A 21551-nucleotide genomic window follows, 5' to 3' on the forward strand; every position below is an offset into this window, starting at 1 on the left:
CTCAGACGCAGATGACCGCGGAGCGCGGCGAGTAGGTCGCGTTCCGGGTCTCCCGGCGGACCTCCGTCCCGGTGATGACGTCGACGAGCACGCGGGTGTCCGAGGTGCTGAAACCGGCGGCACCGGGATTCGGCACACAACCCGGGCCCGAGCCGACCTGCACCGGTTGGGGGACGTAGGAGTGCCTTTCCCCGCCGACGCTCTGGACCGAAAAGCGTTTCGTACCCCAGATCCGCACGGTCACGGAGCCGTTGGCGGGGACGACCTGGATCGCGATGCCGGTCGGGGCGTCGTTGACGATCTGCATCTCGACCGGTGAACCGTCGTCGCTGATCGCCTTCACGTCGCGGGCGACCGGATAGCGGTCGAGGTAGTGGTCGTGCTCCAGATGCCCGCCGTCGGCCAGCCCCGCCAGGTACGCGGCGTTGTAGAGCGTCGTCGCGAGCTGCGAGACGCCGCCGCCGACCACGACCGGTCCGGTGCCGTCCTCGTTCGACGGCGCGGGGACGTAACCCGCGTCCACCGTCCTCGGCCCGGACCGCGCACCGAGGCTGAACGTCTCGTTCGGCTTCACGATGGTGCCGGAGACGCGGGTGGCCAGCGCCTGCACGTTCGTCATCGCCGGTCCGCTCAGGCCGGAAGTGGTGAACTCGCCGACGACCTCGTTGATGCCGAGGACGTTCGCCGCGTCGGTGCTGACGGCCGGGCTGCTGGCGTCGTAGACCGCTTTCAGCTCCCTGTCCTCGCTCTTGGCGAGCGCCGAGGTCAGCGCGGTGAAGGTGAGGTCCCAGTTGACCTTCCTCGCGTCCTTCGACGGCTGGACAGCCGGCCTGTCACCGACGAAGACGATCTGCGCGTCCGCCCCGTCGGTCTCGGTCTCCTTGAGCTGTGGCTGCGCCGCGGCCCGCAGTTTGCCCTGGTCGATGCGGACTTCGAGGTTGCCGTCGTCGCGCGCGGCGAACTGGAAGGAGCCCGCGATCGCGTCCGGTTTCAGCGTCGCGTCCTTGCCTTCACCGCGGATGAGGAGCGGCTTCGCGACCGCCGGGACGACGATCTTGTCGAGCGCCGCGTGCACCCCCTGCGTGTTCGCCTTCACCGGCGCGACGTTCACCTTCAGCTCGACACCGCCGGCACCCAGCCAGCCGTCGGTGACCACGGTGACCGCCGCCTTGAGGTCGGCGACCGTCTGACCGGTGCGCGGTTCGACCGCGGCCGCGGCGACCGCGCCGTCGCCGCCCGCGACGGGCCGGAAGGTGATGTTCCCTTCGATCGGCGGCCGGTTCAGCTGCGCGGCGGCGAGGTCGGAGACGGCCTTTTCGAGCTTCGGCGCGTCCGTCCAGGTGACGACGCCGACCTCGCGGCTGGTGAAGAACGACATCAGCCGCGTGTACGGGCTCAGCGGCTGGTGACCGGCGCGGCCCAGCGTCTGCGGCCAGTCCAGGCCGAGACCGGACGACGTCGGGTACAGGACCGTGCGGACGTCTCCCGCCCGGACCCGCACCGGCTCGATCAGCTTCGGCTCCAGCTCACGGCGAAGCTTCGACTCGGCGTCCTTGTGCGTGAGGCCGCCGACGTCGATCCCCGCGACTGTGACGCCGCGCGGGACGTCCCCGGCGCTGGCGATCAGATCGACCGCGTACGCGAGCACGAACAGGCCCATGAGCACCCCGGCGGCCATGACGGCCTTGCCGAGCCCACGGCGGAACTTCGACGCGGGCGTCGGCGGCGGATGCACCACCCTGTCGCCCTCGAAGAGCTCGTCTACCAGGCCTTCGTCGGTTTCGGCCGGGAGGAGTTCGTCGGTGAACAGGTCGGTACCCGGCTCGTCGTGGTCATCGCGTACCAACTCTCACCACCCCTCCCACAGGCTGGAGTTACAGGTACAACCCCGTGCCGTGTTCGGACCGTTCGGTCGCCACGGCGTGGATGTCCCGCTCCCGCATGACCAGGTGCGCTTCACCCTGGATCTCGACCTCGTGCTGGTCGTCCGGGTTGAACAGCACGCGGTCGCCGGTCTTGACGTTCCGCACACTGTTGCCCACGCCCAGTACATCACCCCACGCCAGCCTGCGCGCCACCTGCGCGGTGGCGGGGATGACGATGCCGCCGGAACTCCGGCGCTCGCCGTCCTCGGGGGACAGCTTCACGAGCACCCTGTCCTGCAGCATCTGAATTTCGAGTTTCGGCCCGTCTGACACAGGTAGGACTCTACTTTCCCGGGTCCCCCGCCATGACCAGGCTCAGCACGCTTTCTCCACCGTTTTCGAACCGCACCGGCACACCCCAGTCCTGCCGGGTGATGCGGCACGCGGGGTGCTCGCCCCCGTCGTCACAGCTCGCGGCCTGCGCGACGACCTGCAGGACGCCTCCGGTGGCTCCCTCGGCGAAGCGGAGCTTGCGGAACAGGTCCGTGCCGACGCCCGCGCCTTCGGCGAGCAGCTCGGGCGGCGAGGCGCTGATTTCCAGCCGTGTCGACGGGCCGTAGCGGTCGTCGAGCTTCTCGCCGGGCGGCGGGGTGAAGACGACGGAGAACTCCAGCTCGCCCGGCGCCAGCACGGTCGGCGGGCGGCGGACCGCGTGCGCGTCCCCGGCCACGGCCTGCTCGCCGAGCGGCACCGGCCCGATCCGGCTGCCCGCCGACTCGACGACCAGCAGTTCGCCGTCGTGCACCAGCAGGCCGGACGGCTCCGCGAGACCGGTCGCGAGCGTGGTCACCCGGCGGGTGAGCGGGTCGTAGCGGCGGATGGCGCCGTTGTAGGTGTCGGCGATCGCGATGGTGTCGCCGGGCAGCACGGCGAGGCCGAGCGGATGCTGCAGGAGCGCCTCGTCGGCCGGTCCGTCGACATGGCCGAAGGAGAACAGGTCGACGCCGACCGCCGTGTGCACGGTGAACGTCTCGTCCTCGGGCTGGATCCAGCGCAGCGCCGACGTCTCCGCGTCCGCGAGCCACAGCCGTTGTCCGTCGGGTGTGAGGCCGGACGTCTGCGCGAAGAACGCTTCGTGGACGTCGCCGTCTCGCAGGCCCTCGACCGTCGTGCCGGCGAAGCGGCGGATGGTGCCCGAGACCGGCTCGAACACGCTCAGCGTGTGGTTGCCCGCCATGGCGACCACGACGCCGCCCGCGGGCCCCCACCAGGCGACGTCCCAAGGGCTGGTGAGGTCGATGTCGAGCGCCTTGCCGGTGTCGACGCCGTCGCGCCACTGGCGGCCGGTGCCGGCGACCGTGGAGACCTCGCCGGTGATCAGGTCGATGCCGCGCAGGCGGTGACCGGCCGTGTCGGCGACGACGGCGTGGTAGCCCGCGCGCTCCGCGACCTCGTACGGCAACAGGGTGATCCCGGACGGCTCGGTGAAGGTCGCCAGGTCGAACGGCCCGTCCTGCGCGCCGCGGGCGCCGCTGCCGAAGCGGCGGATGATCGTCTCGCCGTCGGACGCGAACTCGACGATGGAGTGGTTGCCGGTGTCGGCGACCAGGATCCGGCCTTCGGCGGTGGTGACGGCCTTGCTCGGGAACCGCAGTTCGGCGCGCTGCTCCTCGGCCGGGACGTATGGGCTGCCGCCGCGGCGGAGCGTGCCCTTGGCCTCGTGGGTCGCGACGAGGTCGGCGATCACCCGGCGCAGCGCCTCGGCGTGCCCTTCACCGGCGGCGACGTGGACGACGTAACCCTCGGGGTCGACGACGACCAGCGTCGGCCACGCCTTGACCGCGTACTGCGACCAGGTCGTCATCCGCGGGTCGTTGAGGACCGGGTGGTGCACCTCGTAACGCCGCACGGCCGCCTCGATCGCGGCGGCTTCGCCCTCGTGCAGGAACTTGGGCGAATGCACGCCGATGGTGACCAGAACGTCGGCGAACTCGGCCTCCAGCGGGCGCAGCTCGTCCAGCACGTGCAGGCAGTTGACGCAGCCGCTGGTCCAGAAGTCCAGCAGGACGACGCGGCCGCGCAGCCCGGCGAGCGTGAGCCGCTCGCCGCCGGTGTTGAGCCACACGTCACCGGCGAGCTCGGGCGCCCGCACGCGGGACTGCGTTCGTGGAGAAGTCACGCCATGAGTGAACTACACGGGTGGCCGCTCTGTTCCGAGGTCCAGGCGTTGGGAGGGCGAGCTCACCCCAGGGGAGGAGCCTCATGTGGGTGATGAGGTGCCTTCTCCCAGACCGACACGTGCCCCGTGCTCTCGGCGGTGAGTTCCGAGCGGTCCCAATCCGCCCAGCGGTGCTTCAGGCGCATTCCGGCGATGCGTGCCATGAGGTCCATCTCGGCGGGCCAGGCATAGCGGAAGGGAATGCGGCGGAACCGCCCGGTCCCGTCCGGTGAAACGGTGAAGTGGTTCGACGTGAACTCCTGCGTGACCACGTCGTACTGGTCGAACCCGACGTAGCCGGGGGTCATCGCGAACGGGACGATGTCCTGTCCGGGCGGCAGGCGGCGCAGGTCCGGGAGGCCGACCTCGACGACGAACAGCCCGCCCGGCCGCAGATGCGCGGCCGCGTTGCGGAAGACGTCGACCTGGCCGTCCTGGGTGGTCACGTTGCCGATGGTGTTGAACACCAGGTAGACCAGCGAAAACTCACCGGCCACCCGTGTCCTGGCCATATCGCCGATCGTGACGTCGACCGCGTCGCCGCCCGGCTTGTCCGCGATCCGCTCCGCCATCGCCCGGCTCAGTTCGATGCCGCTCACCGGCACTCCGCGCGCGGCCAGCGGCGCGGCGATCCGCCCGGTCCCGACGGCGAATTCGAGCACCGGGCCGTCGGCCAGGTCTTCGAGGACGTCCACCACGCACGCCACTGCTTCGGGCGCGTTCGCACCGCCCGGGTCGTCGTAGTCCGTGGCCACGCTTTCGGGGAACCAGCCGTCCGCCGGGTCGTCTGTCGAGCTCACGATCGGCGACGCTACCGCCGGGGCCATGCGCATTTCATCCCGTTTTCGCCGCCGTGCTCCGGTGGCGTTAAAAGAGAAGGCGTCCGCGCGTTGGGCGATTTAGGCTCGAACACATGTCCACTGTTGAGCACGCCTTCACCATCGAGGAGGCACATGACCTCCAGGCGAGCTTGGCCGAACCCGTGCGTCCCGGGTTGAGCGAGGCCGAGCTCGACGACGTCGAAGCACGCTTCGGCTTCCGGTTCGCCGACGACCACCGGACGTTCCTGTCCGCCGGGGTGCCGATCGGCGACCGCTGGCCGGACTGGCGCTGCGGCAACCCCGAACAGCTGCGGAAACGCCTGGATTGGCCGGTCGACGGGGTGCTTTACGACGTCGAACACAACGGCTTCTGGCTGCAGGACTGGGGCTTACGGCCTGTCGACCTCACCGACGCGCTTTCGCGGGCGCGCTCGCACCTGGCGCGGGTGCCGCAGCTCGTCCCCGTCTGCGGGCACCGGTATCTGCCCGGGATCGCCGGGAGCACGGGCTATCCGGTGCTGTCGGTGTATCAGACCGACATCGTCTATTACGGCTACGACCTGCGGGGATACCTGCGGCACGACTTCTGCGACGAACCGCTGGGCCCGCCACCGGCCGACGGGCCGCGGCACGTCGAGTTCTGGTCGCGCTTCGTGGAATGAACGGTCCGTTCATCCCTTGAGTTCGCGCTTCGGACCCACTACATGTGGTCGCCTCGAACCTCGAACGTCACCAAATACGCCTCCGGCGATAGCAAAGGTCCCCCGCTCCTTTCGCGATTCGGAGCAGCGGTGGTAGGGGTCAGGACTCGGCGGCGGCCTTCAGCCGGGCCAGCGTCGCGGCGATGTTCGCCCGGTTGGCGTCGTCCCGCTTCCAGACCCCGGTGAACAGCGACGTCGGCCCGCGCAGCCAGCCCGGCCGCCGGTCCCACGTGCTCTCCACGGCCACGCAGCCGTCGTCCGACGCCTCGATGTCGTACTGCCAGCGCGCGACGGGCAGCCCGGCGACCGTGGTCACCTCGAACGCGAACCGCCTGCCCTCGTCGGCGTCGGTGATCGTCGAGAGGGTGCTCCAGCGACGGATCCCGTTTCGGTTGCGGCCGCGGAACTTGGCGCCGACGGCGGCGCCTTCCGCCGCACCGACCCAGCGGTGCCCCTCGTACTCCTCGGACATACCCGCGAGCGCGCCCGGGTCGCTGACCAGGGCGTACACCTTCTCGGGCGGGGCTGCGATCGCGATCTTTCCGGTGGCGCTGGGCTCGGTCATGACATACCTCCGTACTGAGGGTATGTGAAATACCCTCAGTTGTCCCTACGGAGCATGCGACTGATACCGGCGGCGACCGTCGTCGCCAGCACCCAGCCCGAGGCGGTGAACCCGGCCGCGACCCAGTTGTCCATGCCGTGCATGTACCAGCGCGACTTGTTGCCGAAGTCGACGATCGGGACCAGGAGGTCGATCGTGTACAGCACCGGGTTCCACTGCAGCCCGGTGTCGTCCTGGTTGACCAGGCACCGCGGCCCGCTCACCGTGAGGTTGGGCTTGGTGATGCAGTCGTCGACCCCGAGCCCGAACCACAGGCTTCCCAGCACGAGCAACGTCAGCAACCAGCCGAGCGCACGCACCGGACGGAAGCCGTACCCGACCATCGACCGCTGCAGCCAGCTCCACACGCGCACACCGGGCCCGAAGAACTTGAAGCCCTTCGCGAGCGCCACATACCGGAACTGCTGCTTCTTCAGCATCACCGTGGAGGCGTGCTCTTCGTTTCCGGACGCGCGCAGCGTCGCCGCCAGCTGGTCGTAGGGTCCCGGTCGGTAACCGTCCATCGCCTTGCGCAGCAACACGATCCGATGGTCGATCGCCCGATCGTCGTCGAGCGCGATGTCCTCCTGCAGCGCGTCGTAACGGAAATCCTCCAGCTCGATCCCCGCCGTCGACGCCCAGAACGCCTCGTTGTCGCCCATCGTCCCGCAATGCGCGCGCCGCAGGACGATCCGGCCGTCCGGCGGGACAGCGGGCGTGAGCAGGAACTCGTCGGCCGAGACATCACTGCCGTCGAGCGCGATCCCGTGCTGTGACAGGGAACCGAGCCGTGCGCCGCGGAAGTCGACGCGCCGCGCGACCTGGGCGCCGTCGAGGTTGACCCCGCCCTGCGCGACGAACGGACGTTCCTTGTTCTCGGTGAGGATCAGATCCCGGCCGATCCGCGCGGTGCGGACGTCCAGCGAGTAGCTGGTGCGCGTGCGCGCGCCGGGCTCGGTCAGGCTCGTGCCGAAAAGGTTCACGCTGCCGCCGACCTCGGCGCCCTGCAGCCGCAAGGTGCCCTGGACCGTCGCGTCGGTGAGCTGGAAGTTGCCCGCGATCTTCGCGCGCCGCGCGGAAAAGACGTCACGGCGCGGGTGCAGGAACATCGAGTTCCATGCCAGCACGTTGCCACCGACGGTGATGTCGGCCATGCGCAACTGCCCGGACGGCACGCGCAGGCTCGTCGCCTCGAGGTCGCCGCCGATGGAGGTCCCGTCGAGGTGGATCGCGCGGTCGTAGTAGGGAATGCTCTGCCCGCGGGCGACCTGGACCTCGGCGCCTGCCAGCCGCAGCGAACCACCGATCCGGGCGTTGACCATCCGCAGTGTCCCGGTCGCCTGCATGCCGTCGCTCAGCTCGAGGTTCCCGTTGACCGTCGAGCGATCCGCGACCAGCGCCGGCCGCGGATCGATGTACGGATCGTTCGACTTCCACGCGTCGACGACGATCGGCCCGGCCTGGTTCACCGAGAGCTTGGCCTCGCGGAAAATGACGTCACTGTCCACAGTGGCGCTCGGCAGGAACATGATCCCACTGGCGGAAAACCGCTTCCGCTGCGAGGCGGGTCCGTAGTTGTCCACTTCGCACAGCAAGCTGCCGCCGATGTGGATCCCGTTCCCGTTGAGCGCGAAGCCGTCCCGATTGTTCAGCGTGGCGCCGGAAAAGTTGACGTTACCGCCGGCCCGCATACCCGGGATGCGGACTTCCCCGTTGGCCACCAACCGATACGCCAGCAACGCGCCGACGATGTTGACGCGGTCGGCCTGGATCGCCTTGCCGCGCGGATGGGTGATCACCGTGCGAGTAAGCACGACCGAGCCCTCGATGACCGCGTCGGTGAGGTTGACCGCCGCGTTCGGCATCCCGCGCTCACGATCGTCGCCGCGCTGGACCGTGGTCTCCTCGATCTCGTGCTCGGCGTCGACATGCACGACACTGCGGATGAGGCGGACGTCGTTGCGGGTGCGAAGGTTGCGCGCCTTGAGCCCGGGCAGCCAGCACTTGCGGAACACGAGCCCGAGCAGATGCGCCTCACGGACGTCCGGCGGATGCTCGAACCGGCACCGCTCGAACTGGAACAGATACTTGATGTCGGCCGCGCGCAGATCGAGCGTCCCGGTGATGTAGGCGTCTTCGACCTGCACGATCGGCGCGTTGGTCGCCTGGCGGCGCCACCGGAGCAGACCGGTCGTACCCGGCTTCATCAGCTCGGACGCCGGGAGCTCGTACCGCTTGTCGGGGTTCGGATCGAACGGGTCGAGCGGGGGCAGGACCGAATCGCCGTTCGGTTCGCCTTCCCCCGGATCGCGCGGCCCGTTGTTACGCCGAAAACCCGGCATCGTCTCGCTTCCTCCCCCGTCGTTCCCCGGCCACCAGCGAAGCCGATCACCCACGGGATCCGCAAGTGGCCCAGGGCAGTCGACCGGAATCTGCCACCGGATTGCGACGGCAGAACGGCCGCCACGGGTCCCGTACCAGGCCGTTCGCGTCCGCTTCGGTGATCTTGACCGGACTCGCCGTCCGGCCGCCGGTTCGCCGCTACGGTGACTCACCGGAGTCGAAGACGAACTGCGGGTAGGTCGCGCCCTTTCGCGGCCCGTGCGAAGAGGCACGACATGAAGCGTTTCTTGCTCTTGGCAGCGGCGGTATCGCTCTTGGCCGGTGGTAGCGGCACTCGGACAGCGGGCACCGCGGTGACGAGCGCACCGCCGTCGGCGCGGCTTCCGTCCGATGGGGCGCCTGCGGTGACTGACCCGATCACCTCCACTGGGGCTGTCGAGGCGGACCCGTGCGGCGCCATCCCGACAGCCGAGATCGAAGCGAGCGGTGGCTTCGTGACCTTCCAGCCGCTCGAACCGATCGAAGGTCACCCCGCGATCACCTATGGGACCACCGCAGGACATGCAGGCTTCTGCCCTCTCGCGGTCGGCGTCCGCGACGACCTGGTCTACACCCGTCGTTCCCCAGCTGTACTCGGGGAATCCCCTAGCAGGCGATCCGTGCGGGATGGCAACCAGGGTCGCCGCATCAGCGCTCAAGAACCTCAAAGGCGAATAGGCCGCCGACGACCCGTTTCCGATCACCAGGAAGTACCGTAATTCTCCGAAAGGCATCTTCAGTGCGCGTTCTTCTCGCTTTCGTTCTCACGGCGGCACCCCTGTTCGCAGCTGGTTGCGGTACCGAAACCGGGGTAACACCCGCACCGTCGTCGCCGAACGCGACAGAACTGCCGAGGGCCGGCACGCCAAGGTCGCGGCCCCTTGGATACCGCCAAATTCACCGCTGACCCCTGGATCTTCGCTGACCTGGCAAGCTCGGTCAGCGGCGGCCTGAACGTGAGCCAACCGTATGGCTTGAGCCACCTCTACGCCCTCGACAAGCACGGCAGCGGTGTGACCACTTTCAAGCCGTTGCCGAATATCGGAGGATACCCAGTCGTTGTGTTCGCGAACGGCGGCGAAGGTGCAGGGAACTGCAATCTCGCGGTCGGGGTTCGCGACGACATGAAGATCTTCGACAAGCTCAACGTAGGAAAGGCCCTCTGAATGCGACGGCTCATCATCGCAGCGACGATCACCTGCACGACTTTGCTGCTTGCGACGGGTTGCGATGGTGATAAGTCCTCGAGAAAACCACACCGGCATCGTCGTCCGCGGGCCTTCCGTGAACGGGCGCGACGGCCGAAGGCATCGCCGGATATCCGGCGGTCGAGTACGCGAATGGCGGCGAAGGTCAAGGCGCTTGTCAGCTCGCGGCAGGGCTCCGCGACGACATGACGTACGTCCTGGTCACGCAACTGCGTCGTGGAAGCCCTTACCTGGATGACCCGTGCGGCTTGAGTATGAAGGTCGCCGAGTTCACGATCCAGCACCTGAAGGTCGCTCAATGACATCGGCGTGCCGTAGGGCCGCTACGCCATACGGTCGACATGTCCGCGCTTCAAATAGCACAAAAGGACTATTTGAGACGAAGAGCGTCCAGATGGGTAGGTCAAGCTATCTTTCGGCGGTGATCTTTCACGAAGGGGCTGATCAGCGGTTTACCTGCTGCTATCGTCACCGGTTGGAGTCAGTAGCGAACTACGGGTAGGTCGCGCCCCATCGCGGCCCGTGCGGGGAGGCACGACATGACACGACCGGGAAGCGGCCCTCAGGGGGTCTACAACCAGCTGAACACGACTGTGCCGCAGGCGCCGCCGCCGGGATCGGGGATGATCCAGGGCGCCACCGCAGCGCCGCCACCTCCGGGCCCGCCGCCGAACTACGGCGAGCTGGGCAAGGGGCAGGCGCAGGCCGACTTCGCGTCGGCCTCGGCGAACGGTGGCTGGGAGTTCAACCGCGAAGCGATGGACAAGGTGATCAAGTCCCTTGAGGACAGCCTTGAGAACGAGTTCCGCGAGGCACAGACCCACGCATCCTGGCTGAATCAGATCAAGCCGCCGGGTGACGAGGTCGGGAGCCAGGGCTACGCGGTGGCGGCCAACAACTCCGGAACCTCCTACCAAGCGTTTCTTGACGGCGCTTGGAAATATACCAATGCCTACTTGGATACCCTGAAGAAGATCCGGACTGCTTACGTGGAACAAGACCAAGCAGCCCTTGACGCTCTTCGCCAAATCGGAAAGGCCGTTTGATGCGCCGGAGTACCCCGTTCCTGCCCGTGGCCATCGCAGCCATGGCGGTCTTCGCAAGCGGCTGCAGTGACCAGAAGTCCGGGAACCCCACGCCGGTGCCGTCACCGACCGCGCCCTCGACACAGCTTCCGAGGGATGGCGCCCCTGCGGTCGCCCAACCGATCAAGAACACGGCGGGAGCGGAGACGGACCCGTGCAGTGCTGTGACCACCGCGCAGATCGAACAGTTCGGCGGGAAAGTCAAAAGGACGGTGATCGACGACGTTTCTCTCGGCAAGAACTGCGGTTGGATTTTCGAGGAAGGGCCCAGCAATGTCAATGCAGGCCTCGTCGTCGGCAACAAGGAAGGGCTGAGCAGCCTTTACGCGAAGAAGGCGCACGGCGACTTCGTCACCTTCAAACCAATCGACTCTATCGAGGGATATCCCGCTGTCATTTACGGCACCACTGAGGGACATGAGGGTCTCTGCAACCTGGCTGTCGGCATTCGCGATGATCTGGTGTACACCGTCGTCCCCCAGCTGTATACCGGAAATCCGATGTTCGCGGATCCCTGCGGAATGGCCACCAAGGTCGCGGCCGCCGCGATCAAGAACTTCAAAGGGGCGTAGGCCATGACCTACAGCGGTTGGGAGATCTTCACCAAGCTCAACGCCAACCCCGCCACGACGGAAACCCTCGACAGGGCTCAGGTCGCATCGCACAAATTGATGGTCGTGCACGACAAAATGAGCGCGGCCATGGAGTCCAGCCAGACGGCGTTGAGCGCTTTCTGGAAGGGCAAAGCCGCCGACAGCGGAGCAGCAGGTCTCGCCCCGCTCATAGCGACCTCCAAGGTCGCGGGCGAGAACATGGACCGCGCCCGTCAGTCGATGTACGACCAGAACGGCTCCTTCCACTACACGCGCGGCAACGTCCGCCCGGTGGAGAAGGAGCGCGCAGGGGACAGCGGGCCCGAGGACATCGTGTCCATCGGAGCGAGTGACGACGAGATCGCAGCCGCGAAGTTCGACGCGGACACCAAGCACAACGTCGAGGTCTACGAGCCGTACTACCAGAGCACCCAGCCGCGGCAGCAGTCGCTCGCGCCGGTCTATCCGGCCGCGCACGATCCGAACGTGTCGGCTGGGCCGATCACGGCGGATCCGATCGATCCCGGGACCAAGGTCAGCGGGTTCAGTGGCGGGCACGGCGACACCGCCGGGCGGCATGGCGGACCCGGTGGTGGGTACACCGGCGGGCCGAGTTCGTACAGTCCGCCTCCTGGGGCCGAGGGGTATCAGGCGCCCAGGCCGCCGCAGATTCCGCAGCCGCCGAGGATGCCTCAGCCTCCGCAGCAACCGGGCAGGCGACCGAACGACGGGACCGATCTGTCCTCGGTGAAACCCCCGCCCGCGATGCGGCCGGGTGAGTTCCGTCCTGGCACCTTCGGGCCCGGCAGCGGCGGACCCGGAGGTGGCCCTGGTGGCGGTGGCGGCGGATTCGGCCCGGGCTCGGGTGGGTTCAGCGGCGGTTTCGGGCCCGGTGGCGGGTTCGGGCCGGGTGGATCGACGGGTGGGCCGGGCAGCATGGGGCCCGGTCGCGGCGTCGGGGCCGGTATGCCCGGCGAGGGTGCGATGCGCGGCCCCGGCGGGACACCGGCCGGAGGCGCGGCGGCGGGACGGCCCGGTTCGCCGGGTATGGGTGGCGGCGGTATGGGCGCCGGTAAGGGCGGTAAGGGTGGCGAGGACGAGGAGCACCAGCGCAAGATCACGCTGCAGGAAGAGGACGGCGACTCCATCTTCGGCGGCTACGACGGTGACAAGCCGGTTCCGCCGGTGATCGGCGCATAACGTGCTCCAGAAACCCGTCGAGCTGACGCTCCAGACGTACGAAACCCTGCTGGACCACCACAATCTCGGCGACATCCACCCGACGCTCGTCCGCGGCGCGCAGTGGTACCTGCCCGAGGAACGCCGCGAGCTGGCCGCCACCGCACAGTCCGAATTGGACAGACAGGGCCTGCTCAGGCGCGGCCGCATCGAGGACGAATTCCTTGACACGCTGCGTTTCCTGCAGCGGCCGGCGGTCGAGTACTACTCGTGGGTGAAGTCCGAGGGGCGTGAACGGACCGTTCGCGCCGCGGGCAGTGGCCGCGAAGCGCTCACTGTCGTCTTGGTCGACAAGGTCGTCTACCTGACGCCGACCCGGCCGGACACGCTCGCGCACGATTTCACCGGCCTGCTTCCCGAGGCCCCCGCCGCGCGCACACCGTCCTTGAACTGCTCGGAAGCCGATCTGCACGTCCTCATGAAGGGCGAATTGCTGACCGGCGCCAGCCCGAGCATCCGCGACGCCAAGAAGCTCCTCCAGTGGATCCGGTCGCCGCACACCTTCTTCGGACGGCTGTACGTCGCCATCCGTGACGGTGGCGGCAACCGGAAACGCGTCGAGAAGCCACCCGGCTGGATGGACACCGAGCAGGGCCGCGTCGTGTTCGGCCCGGACGCCAAGGGCTGGGTGAGCCTCGTGGGCGCCGGGCCGCACGAAATCGCCTCGAAGGTGGTCCAGCTGGAGGCTCAGCTCCGGGGACGCTAGTCCTGGTGGTTCGGGTTGAGGACCCGCGAAAGGAACGTCTTGGTGCGTTCCTCTTGCGGGTCGCCGATGACCTGGTCCGGCGCGCCCTGTTCGACGACGACGCCGCCGTCCATGAACAGCACGGTGTCGGCCACTTCACGGGCGAACTGCATCTCGTGCGTGACGACGAGCATCGTCATGCCTTCCTGCGCGAGCTGCCGCATGACCGCGAGGACGTCACCGACGAGTTCGGGGTCCAGCGCCGACGTCGGTTCGTCGAACAGCATGACGTCGGGGTCCATCGAAAGCGCCCTGGCGATCGCGACGCGCTGCTGCTGTCCACCGGACAACTGCGTCGGCAGCGAAGATTCCTTCTCCGCCAGTCCGACCTTCACGAGGTTGTCCCGCGCGATGCGCTCCGCCTCGTCCTTGCCGCGCTTGAGGACCTTGCGCTGCGCGACGGTGAGGTTTTCGAGCACGCTCAGGTGCGAGAAGAGGTTGAACGACTGGAAGACCATGCCGATCTTCGTGCGGGCGCCGTCGATGTCGACGTCCGGGTCGGTGATCTCGCTGCCGTTGACCACGATCTTGCCCTGCTGCGGCTCCTCGAGGAGGTTGACACAGCGCAACAACGTCGACTTGCCCGAACCCGACGGCCCGATGATGCAGACGACCTGACCGCGTTCGACTCGCAGGTCGATGCCCTTGAGCACTTCGAGTTCGCCGAACGCCTTGTGGAGTCCCGAAACCTCGACGATCGTCTGGGTGCTCATACCGTTCCTCCGCCGGGCACTCCGGCCCCGTATTTCTTCTCTAGCCGCTGCTGCAGGATCGACAACGGGATGGTGATGACCAGATAACAGAGACCGGCGACGACGATCGGCGTCAGCCCCTTGGCCTCCAGCAGCGCCTGACGGCTGAACTGCGCCAGTTCCTGCTGCGCCGGCGTGGTGCCGAGCAGGAACGCCAGCGACGAGTCCTTCGTCAGCATGATCAGTTCGTTGGCCAGCGGCGGCAGGATGATCCGGAACGCCTGCGGGATCACGACGGTGATCATCGTGCGGGCGGGCGACATGCCGAGCGAACGCGCGGCCTCGACCTGTCCGCGCGGCACCGCCTGGATACCGGCGCGGATGGTCTCCGCCATGTAGGCCGAGGACACGATGCCCAGCGCCAGCATGATCGACACGTTCCGCGGCAGGAAGAAGTTCGGGAAGGCGATCGGCACCCCGACACCGACCGCCAGGAAGATCAGCAGCGCGGGCAGGCCGCGGAAGAATTCGATGTACCCACGCGCGAGCCAGCGGTAGGGGCCGACCGACGACAGTCTCATCAGCGCGAGCAGGAGACCCATGCCGAGGCCGAGCGCGAAGCCCAGCGCGGTGAAGATGATGGTGTTCTTCAGTGCGACGGTGATGACGTCCGGGAACTGCTTCGCGGCGACGTCGAGATCGAAGAACGCCTTGCCCAGGCGTCCCCAATCGGCCAGCAGCGCGAACACCACGACGATCACCAGCAGCAGCGCGTATTGCGCCCACCGGAACGCCGATCGTCGCTGGCGGCGGCTCAGTGCCATTTCACTCCTCAAACAGGTGGTGACAAGCTTGTGGCCGGTGCGCTGGGCACCGGCCACAAGGGACGGATTATCAACCGGCGGCCGGGCTGCCCGGCTGCCAGGTCGGCGCCTTGCCGAACCACTTCTGGTAGATCTGCGCGTACGAGCCGTCGGTGACCGAAGCCTTGAGGACCTCGTTGACCTGGGTGAGCAGGGCGGTGTTGCCCGTCTTCATCCCGATTCCGTAGAACTCGTTCGTCTTGAACTCCGTCACGACGGTGGTGTCGGGGTTCGTCTTCACGAAGTCGTAGAGCACGCCGTTGTCGTTGACGCCCGCGTCGATCTGGCCGCTCTTGACCGCCTGCTCCAGCAGCGCGAGGTCGTCGAAGGTGACGATCTCGGCCCCGGCGGCCTTCTCCTTGGCGTAGTCGGCACCGGTGGTGGCCGACTGGACACCGATCTTCTTGCCGGCGACGTTGCTCAGGTCCTTGATCGGCGAACCGGTCTTGACCAGCAGCGCCTGCGAAGCCTCGAAGTACGGGTCGGAGAAGGCGAACTTCGCCTTGCGCTTGTCGTTGATCGTCATCCCGGCGGCGGCGAGGTCGCACTGACCGGTGTTCATCGCTTCGCCGGACTCGATGTTCTCGAAGGCGATGTCGACGATGCTCTGCTCGACACCCAGCTTCTTCGCCACGAGGTCGACCAGGTCGACGTCGAAGCCGACGATCTTGTCGCCCTGCTTGACCTGGAACGGCTGGTAGGGCAGGTGCGTGCAGGTGGTGAGCTTGCCGGAGGCGACGAGCTGGACGCCACCGGCCGCGGTGCCCTGCCCACCTTCTTCACCGCAGGCTGCCAGGGCCCCCGCGGCTAGGGCGAGCGCCGGGATCAGGGCGAGCGCTTTGAATCGGGCCACGTCGTCACTCCTTGTAGTTCCCATGTGTCGAGAGCACGCATATTGCCACTCATCCGGCGGCAAGCACAGCACTACGACGTTACAGCGCCGTTTCGGCCGTCACGGGCATTACATGAAGTATCGCGTCGACATGGCAAGGTGAGCGAGTATGGCGACCATGAACAACAACTCGGCGCCGCGCCTTCCCCCGGCCGGCCGCCGCCCTCGTGCCACCACTTCGACGAGGCGGGCGGCGAAACCCGGAGCGCAGTTCGACGGCTATCTTTCGCCGTCACGGCCGCACGCGGGCGCGTACGACGAGATGTTCACCGCCGATGGCACGGTCCGCCAGCCGTACCGAGCGCTGTACGAATCGGTCTCCGCGCTGACCTCGACGGACCTTTCGTCCCGATCGGCGGCCATCGACCGGGCCATGGTGGATCAGGGCATCACCTTCTCGCTGTCCGGCCAGGAACGCCCCTTCCCGCTCGACCTCGTACCGAGGGTGATCACTTCCACCGAATGGAGCAAACTCGAACGCGGTGTGGCACAACGGGTCCGCGCGCTCGAAGCGTTTCTCGCCGACATCTACGGCGATCGGCAGATCCTGCGTGAAGGCGTTCTTCCGCGACGGCTGATCACCTCGTGCGAGCATTTCCAGCGCGAGGCGTTCGGGATCAACCCGCCCAACGGCGTCCGCATCCACGTGTCCGGTGTGGACCTGGTGCGCGACGAGGAGGGCACGTTCCGGGTACTGGAGGACAACCTCCGCAACCCCTCGGGTGTTTCGTACGTGATGGAGAACCGCCGCACGATGGCGCGCGTGTTCCCGGACCTGTTCGCCCAGCACCGGGTGCGCCCGGTCGGCGACTACGCCTCGCATCTGCTGCGCGCGCTGCGGGCGGCGGCCGCGGCGAACGTCGCCGACCCGATGGTCGTCGTGCTCACGCCCGGCGTGCACAACTCCGCGTACTTCGAGCATTCGCTGCTGGCCCGGCTGATGGGGGTCGAGCTGGTCGAGGGCCGCGACATGTTCTGCCGGGACAACGTCGTCTACCTGCGCACCACCGAGGGCGAACGTCCGGTCGACGTCATCTACCGGCGGATCGACGACGAGTTCCTCGACCCGGTGCACTACCGGCCGGATTCCGTGCTCGGGGTCGCCGGGATCCTCAACGCGGCCCGCGCGGGCAACGTCGTGATCGCGAACGCGGTCGGCAACGGCGTCGGCGACGACAAGCTCGTCTACACCTACGTGCCCGAGATGGTGAAGTACTACCTCAACGAGAAGCCGCTGCTGCCCAACGTGGACACCTTCCGGTGCTGGCTGCCGGACGAGTTCGACTACGTCATGCAGCATATGGAAGAGCTGGTGGTCAAACCCGTCGAAGGCTCCGGCGGGTACGGCATCGTGTTCGGGCCCGAGGCGACGCCTGCCGAGCTGGCCGCCCTGAAACGAAAGGTCCGGGCGCACAAACGCGGCTGGATCGCCCAGCCCGTCGTCCAGCTGTCCACCGTTCCATCCAAAGTGGATGAACGACTGGCGCCCCGGCACGTCGACCTCCGGCCGTTCGCGGTCAACGACGGCAAGGAGATCTTCGTCCTGCCGGGCGGGCTGACCAGGGTCGCGCTCCCGGAGGGCAGTCTGGTGGTCAACTCGTCGCAGGGCGGCGGTTCGAAGGACACCTGGGTGCTGGCGCCGCGATCCTCCACGGCGGAACGGGAGCTGGAGCGGCCCGCGCTCGGCGCACTGTCCCATGTGGACGGTCTGATCGCCGAACAGGGCCCCGAGCTGACCACCACCCAGCAACAGCAGCAGCAACAGGCATAAAGGGAGGTTGATGTGCTAGCCCGTAACGCGGAATCGCTGTACTGGATCGGCCGGTACGTCGAACGCGCCGACGACACCTCCCGGATCCTCAACGTCTCCGTGCACCAGCTGCTCGAAGACGCGAGCGTCGACCCGGACCACGCGAGCCGTCAGCTGCTCGCCGTCCTCGGCATCTCGCCGGAGGGCATGGACTCGCTCGACGTGTGGAAGCTGACCGAACTGGTCGCCTATGCCAAGGACAACCCGGCGTCGATCGTCGGTTCGATCAACTCCGCCCGCGAGAACACCCGCGGCGCGCGAGAGGTCGTCTCGACCGAGCTGTGGGAATGCCTGAACGCGACCTGGAACGCAGTCCCGGACAGGCAGCGGTACGCGCGCCGCGCCGGGCCGCACGCCTTCCTTTCCTTCGTCGAGGAGCGCGCGGCGATGTTCGCCGGGCTCGCCGATTCGACGATGAGCCGCGACGACGGCTGGCTGTTCATGGTGCTCGGCCGCTCGGTCGAACGCGCGGACATGGTGGTGCGGCTGCTGCTTTCGCGGGTCCAGGACAGCGCGTCCTCACCCGGCTGGATCACCGTGCTCCGCTCGGCGGGCGCGCAGGACACCTACCTGCGGACCTACCGCGGCGCGCTCGACGCCGCCCGCGTCGTGCAGTTCCTGATGCGCGACACACTGTTCCCGCGGTCGGTGTTCCACGCGCTGCGCCAGGCCGAGGAATGCCTGGAACGGCTGGACCCCGGCGTCAATTCGCGCGCCAACGAGAAGTCCGAGGCGCTGCGGCAGCTCGGCCGCGCCCGCAGCGAGCTGGAGTTCCTGCGGCAGTCCGATCTGCTGGAGGACCTGCCGAAACGGCTCGTCACCCTGCAGACGTCGATCAAGGACATCGGCGACGCGGTTTCGGTGCAGTACTTCCATTCGTCGCCGTGGGTGGCCTGGAGCGGTGCGGAGGTTTCGCTGTGACCTGGCAGCTTCGGGTGGCCCACCGGACCGGATACCGGTACGCGACGCCGGCCACGCAGTCGTACAACGAGGCGCGGCTGACCCCGCGGTCCGATCGTCGGCAGACCACGGTCGTGAACCGCGTCGAGACCACGCCGGCGACCCGTGCGTACCGGTACACGGACTACTGGGGCACCATCGTGACCTCGTTCGACCTCCACGCGCCGCACACCGAGTTCACCGTGCTCGCGACGTCGGTGGTCGAGACCGCCGACGAAGGCGAACCGATCCGTTCGGCGTCGTGGAAGGACCTGCGCGGCGACACCGTGGTCGACCACCGCACCGAGTACCTGACGCCGACGGCGTACACGCCGCGCGATCCCGAACTGACCAAGGTCGCGCGCGAACTGCGGAAGGGGCTCGACCCGGCTGAGGCCGTGCTCGCGGTCTGCGAATGGGTCAACAACCAGCTGAAGTACCAGCCCGGGACCACCGGTGTGCACAGCACGGCGACCGACGCCTGGCGTGCGCGCGAAGGGGTTTGCCAGGACTTCGCACACGTGACGCTGGTGATGCTGCGCGCGATCGGCGTCCCGGCTCGCTACGTCTCCGGATACCTGCACACGAAGCCGGAGGCGAAGCTCGGCGAGACGGTCGAAGGCGAAAGCCACGCCTGGGTCGACGTCTGGACCGGCGGCTGGTGGGCCTACGACCCGACGAACGCGATCCCGGTCGGACCGCGGCACGTCTGGGTCGCCTACGGCCGCGACTACGCCGACGTGCCGCCGCTCAAGGGCATCTTCACCGGCGGCGGTCAGTCCACTTTGGACGTCTCGGTGCAGCTGACCCGGCTGACCTAGGCCCGTCGGCGGAGCAACAGCCAGAGCAGGTACGCACCACCGAGAGCCGCGGCGACGACGCCTGCCGGAAGCAGCGAGGACTCCAGCAGGCGCTGGCCCAGGTAGTCGGCCGCGACGACGAGGGTCGCGCCGACGAAGGCCGACGCCACCAGGTTGGGCCCCGGCAGCCGCGTCATCCGGCGGGCCAGCTGGGGCGCGGCGAGGGCGATGAACGGGAGCGGCCCGGTCGCCGCGGTGGCGGCGGCGACCAGCGCGACGGCGACCAGCACCAGGGTCAGCCGCACGCGGGGGACGTCGACGCCGATACCGGTCGCGGTGTCGTCGCCCATCTCCAGCATGCGCAGCGCGCGGCCGTTCGCGAACACGATCGGCGCGAACACCGCCATCGCGACGGACAAGGGCACGAAGTAGCTCCAGTCGCGGCCGGAGAGGTCACCGACGAGCCAGCCGACAGCCTGCGCGGCGGCTTCGAGGTTCGCCTTCACCAGCAGGTACGAGTTCACGCCTGCCAGCACCGCGCTGACCGCGATCCCGAGCAGCACCAGCCGCGAACTCAGCAGACCGTGCGGCGCGCACAGCACCATCACGACCAGCGCTGTCAGCAGCCCGCCCACCAGCGCGCCGAGCGAGACGACGCCGGGACCGGCGCCGAAGAACAGCAGGGTCACGATGCCGCCGGTCGCCGAACCGGTGGTGAACCCGATGATGTCCGGGCTGCCGAGCGGATTCCGGGTGATCGTCTGGAAGATCGTGCCCGCCAGTGCCAGCGCGGCCCCGACGAGGATCGCGACCAGCACCCGCGGCAGCCGTCCCATGACGACCAGGTACTGCGCCTTCGTACCCGAGCCTGCCAGCGTCGCGAGCACTTCGCCGGGGCTCATCTCGTAGTCGCCCGTGCCGACCGAAAGCACGACGAGGGCCAGCGTCACCAAGGCCAGCGCGGCGACGACGATCGTGGATCGGCTGTCCAAACCGGACTCGCGGCGGACGAACGCGGTCATCGGCGCACCGCCTTGAGCCGACGGGCCACGATCACGAACGCGATCCCGCCGACGACGTCGGTCATCACGCCGACCTGGATCTCGCCCGGCGAGCCGACCAGGCGGCCGAGGACGTCGCAGCCGAGCAGCAGTACCGGTCCGAGCAGGGCCGAAAGCAGCATCACCCAGCGCTCGTCCTGGCCGATCAGCGACCGGACGACGTGCGGGATCATCAGGCCGACGAAGGCGATCGGGCCGCAGGCCGCGGTCGCCGCGGCCGACAACAGCCCGACCGCGACCATCCCGGCGACGCGGACGAGCGCCGGATCAGCGCCGAGCCCCCGGGCGGTGTCCTCGCCCAGCGCCAGCGCGTTCAGCGCGCGGGCCAGCACGACCGCGATCACCACACCCGCGACGAAGAACGGCAGCAGTACGGACAGCTGTTCGAGGTTCCGGTTGACCAGCGAGCCGACCAGCCAGAACCGCATGGCCTGCAGGTTGTGCGTGTTGATCATCTGCATGCCCTGGTTGATCCCGACGAACACCGCCTGGATCGCGACGCCCGCCAGCACCAGCCGCAGCGGGCTCGAGGCGCCCCGCGTCCCGCCGATCACCGAGACCAGCGCGGTTCCCACGAGCGCTCCGGCGAAGGCGAACCAGACGTACTCGCCGGGCGAAGTCACCGAGAACACCGCGGAGCCGAGCACGATCGCGACGGCGGCGCCGTGGTTGATGCCGAGCAGACCGGGTTCCGCGACCGGGTTGCGGGTGATCGCCTGCATCAGCGCGCCCGCCAGCCCCAGCGCCATCCCGACCAGGACACCGAGCACCGTGCGGGGCAGGCGATCGTCGCGGACGACGACGTCGTTGTAGCTGCCGTCGTACGCGAAGAGGGCGTGCAGGACTTCGCCGAGGGAAAGCCTGTTCGACCCGAAGCCGATCGAAAGCAGGACGACCGCGACGAGCGCGACCAGCGACCCCACCAGGACCAGCGTTCGCACGGAGACGCTGGTCCGGGGTGATCTGACGCGCTCCGTGACTTGGACCATGGCCATCACAGTAAGCGAAGGCTAGCCTAACCATGAAACCGGTT

General features: G+C 68.2%; 21 protein-coding genes. 10 read left to right on the top strand and 11 right to left on the bottom strand.

From position 1 onward, the window contains the following. Position 1 precedes the first annotated feature (1 nt). The 4 genes from ACZ6YV_RS03080 to ACZ6YV_RS03095 form a co-directional block, all read right to left on the bottom strand. Positions 2–1846 carry a VanW family protein gene (locus ACZ6YV_RS03080; RefSeq protein WP_465508053.1) on the bottom strand — a complete coding sequence of 615 codons (1845 nt, stop codon included), beginning with the start codon at positions 1844–1846 and terminating at the stop codon, positions 2–4. 28 nt (positions 1847–1874) lie between these two features. Then, positions 1875–2168: a GroES family chaperonin gene (locus ACZ6YV_RS03085; protein ID WP_378236854.1), complete on the bottom strand. Its 294-nt coding sequence runs from the start codon at positions 2166–2168 to the stop codon at positions 1875–1877. A 40-nt stretch (positions 2169–2208) separates the two neighbouring features. After that, positions 2209–4017: an NHL domain-containing thioredoxin family protein gene (locus tag ACZ6YV_RS03090; RefSeq protein WP_465508517.1), complete on the bottom strand. Its 1809-nt coding sequence runs from the start codon at positions 4015–4017 to the stop codon at positions 2209–2211. 89 nt (positions 4018–4106) lie between these two features. Continuing rightward, positions 4107–4916: a class I SAM-dependent DNA methyltransferase gene (locus ACZ6YV_RS03095; protein WP_465508054.1), complete on the bottom strand. Its 810-nt coding sequence runs from the start codon at positions 4914–4916 to the stop codon at positions 4107–4109. Between the two features lie 80 nt (positions 4917–4996). Between ACZ6YV_RS03095 and ACZ6YV_RS03100 the strand changes: the two genes are divergently transcribed. Further along, entirely contained in the window at positions 4997–5566 is a 570-nt protein-coding gene (locus ACZ6YV_RS03100) for a hypothetical protein (protein WP_465508055.1), read from the top strand. Positions 5567–5705: 139 nt separating this feature from the next. Here ACZ6YV_RS03100 and ACZ6YV_RS03105 read toward each other — a convergent pair whose 3' ends face one another. Together ACZ6YV_RS03105 and ACZ6YV_RS03110 are read right to left on the bottom strand one after the other, a co-directional pair. Then, complete coding sequence (locus ACZ6YV_RS03105; protein ID WP_465508056.1) at positions 5706–6170, bottom strand: SRPBCC family protein; 465 nt, start codon at positions 6168–6170, stop codon at positions 5706–5708. A gap of 35 nt (positions 6171–6205) precedes the next feature. After that, the gene (locus ACZ6YV_RS03110; protein WP_465508057.1) at positions 6206–8551 is read right to left on the bottom strand and encodes an oxidoreductase; all 2346 of its coding nucleotides are present in this window, start codon (positions 8549–8551) and stop codon (positions 6206–6208) included. 921 nt (positions 8552–9472) lie between these two features. Between ACZ6YV_RS03110 and ACZ6YV_RS03115 the strand changes: the two genes are divergently transcribed. The 6 genes from ACZ6YV_RS03115 (at position 9473) to ACZ6YV_RS03140 (ending at position 13422) form a co-directional block, all read left to right on the top strand. Beyond that, the gene (locus ACZ6YV_RS03115; protein ID WP_465508058.1) at positions 9473–9757 is read left to right on the top strand and encodes a hypothetical protein; all 285 of its coding nucleotides are present in this window, start codon (positions 9473–9475) and stop codon (positions 9755–9757) included. A gap of 143 nt (positions 9758–9900) precedes the next feature. Beyond that, on the top strand, positions 9901–10101 hold the full coding sequence (locus ACZ6YV_RS03120; RefSeq protein WP_465508518.1) for a DUF3558 family protein: 201 nt from the start codon (positions 9901–9903) through the stop codon (positions 10099–10101). 237 nt (positions 10102–10338) lie between these two features. Beyond that, positions 10339–10845, top strand: a complete 507-nt coding sequence (locus tag ACZ6YV_RS03125; protein ID WP_465508059.1) for a hypothetical protein — start codon at positions 10339–10341, stop codon at positions 10843–10845. Positions 10846–10871: 26 nt separating this feature from the next. Continuing rightward, complete coding sequence (locus ACZ6YV_RS03130; RefSeq protein WP_465508060.1) at positions 10872–11456, top strand: DUF3558 domain-containing protein; 585 nt, start codon at positions 10872–10874, stop codon at positions 11454–11456. A 3-nt stretch (positions 11457–11459) separates the two neighbouring features. Next, positions 11460–12677: a hypothetical protein gene (locus tag ACZ6YV_RS03135; protein ID WP_465508061.1), complete on the top strand. Its 1218-nt coding sequence runs from the start codon at positions 11460–11462 to the stop codon at positions 12675–12677. 1 nt (position 12678) lies between these two features. Next, positions 12679–13422, top strand: coding sequence for an ESX secretion-associated protein EspG (locus ACZ6YV_RS03140; RefSeq protein ID WP_465508062.1), 744 nt, complete (start codon positions 12679–12681; stop codon positions 13420–13422). On the opposite strand, the gene ACZ6YV_RS03145 is transcribed toward ACZ6YV_RS03140, so the two are convergent. From ACZ6YV_RS03145 to ACZ6YV_RS03155, 3 genes are all read right to left on the bottom strand, one after another. After that, a complete protein-coding gene (locus ACZ6YV_RS03145; RefSeq protein ID WP_465508063.1) occupies positions 13419–14174 on the bottom strand; it encodes an amino acid ABC transporter ATP-binding protein in 756 nt (251 codons plus the stop codon). The genes ACZ6YV_RS03140 and ACZ6YV_RS03145 overlap by 4 nt on opposite strands. After that, positions 14171–14977: an amino acid ABC transporter permease gene (locus ACZ6YV_RS03150; RefSeq protein WP_465508064.1), complete on the bottom strand. Its 807-nt coding sequence runs from the start codon at positions 14975–14977 to the stop codon at positions 14171–14173. The genes ACZ6YV_RS03145 and ACZ6YV_RS03150 overlap by 4 nt, the downstream gene beginning before the upstream one ends. A 70-nt stretch (positions 14978–15047) precedes the next feature. Further along, on the bottom strand, positions 15048–15869 hold the full coding sequence (locus ACZ6YV_RS03155; protein ID WP_465508065.1) for a transporter substrate-binding domain-containing protein: 822 nt from the start codon (positions 15867–15869) through the stop codon (positions 15048–15050). 148 nt (positions 15870–16017) lie between these two features. Here ACZ6YV_RS03155 and ACZ6YV_RS03160 point away from each other — a divergent pair, with 148 nt between their 5' ends. Genes ACZ6YV_RS03160 through ACZ6YV_RS03170 form a run of 3 tightly spaced genes read left to right on the top strand, consistent with a single transcriptional unit; the run spans position 16018 to position 19478 of the window. Next, positions 16018–17679, top strand: a complete 1662-nt coding sequence (locus tag ACZ6YV_RS03160; protein ID WP_465508066.1) for a circularly permuted type 2 ATP-grasp protein — start codon at positions 16018–16020, stop codon at positions 17677–17679. A gap of 12 nt (positions 17680–17691) precedes the next feature. Then, positions 17692–18639 (top strand): alpha-E domain-containing protein, encoded by a 948-nt coding sequence (locus ACZ6YV_RS03165; protein ID WP_005160255.1) that lies wholly within the window; start codon positions 17692–17694, stop codon positions 18637–18639. After that, positions 18636–19478: a transglutaminase family protein gene (locus tag ACZ6YV_RS03170; RefSeq protein WP_465508067.1), complete on the top strand. Its 843-nt coding sequence runs from the start codon at positions 18636–18638 to the stop codon at positions 19476–19478. Before ACZ6YV_RS03165 ends, ACZ6YV_RS03170 begins: the two co-directional genes overlap by 4 nt. Here ACZ6YV_RS03170 and ACZ6YV_RS03175 read toward each other — a convergent pair. Next, complete coding sequence (locus tag ACZ6YV_RS03175) at positions 19475–20479, bottom strand: FecCD family ABC transporter permease (protein WP_465508068.1); 1005 nt, start codon at positions 20477–20479, stop codon at positions 19475–19477. The genes ACZ6YV_RS03170 and ACZ6YV_RS03175 overlap by 4 nt on opposite strands. Further along, entirely contained in the window at positions 20476–21507 is a 1032-nt protein-coding gene (locus tag ACZ6YV_RS03180) for a FecCD family ABC transporter permease (protein ID WP_465508069.1), read from the bottom strand. The genes ACZ6YV_RS03175 and ACZ6YV_RS03180 overlap by 4 nt, the downstream gene beginning before the upstream one ends. Positions 21508–21551 lie beyond the last annotated feature (44 nt).

It is taken from the genome of Amycolatopsis sp. NPDC102522 (genome assembly GCF_055584485.1).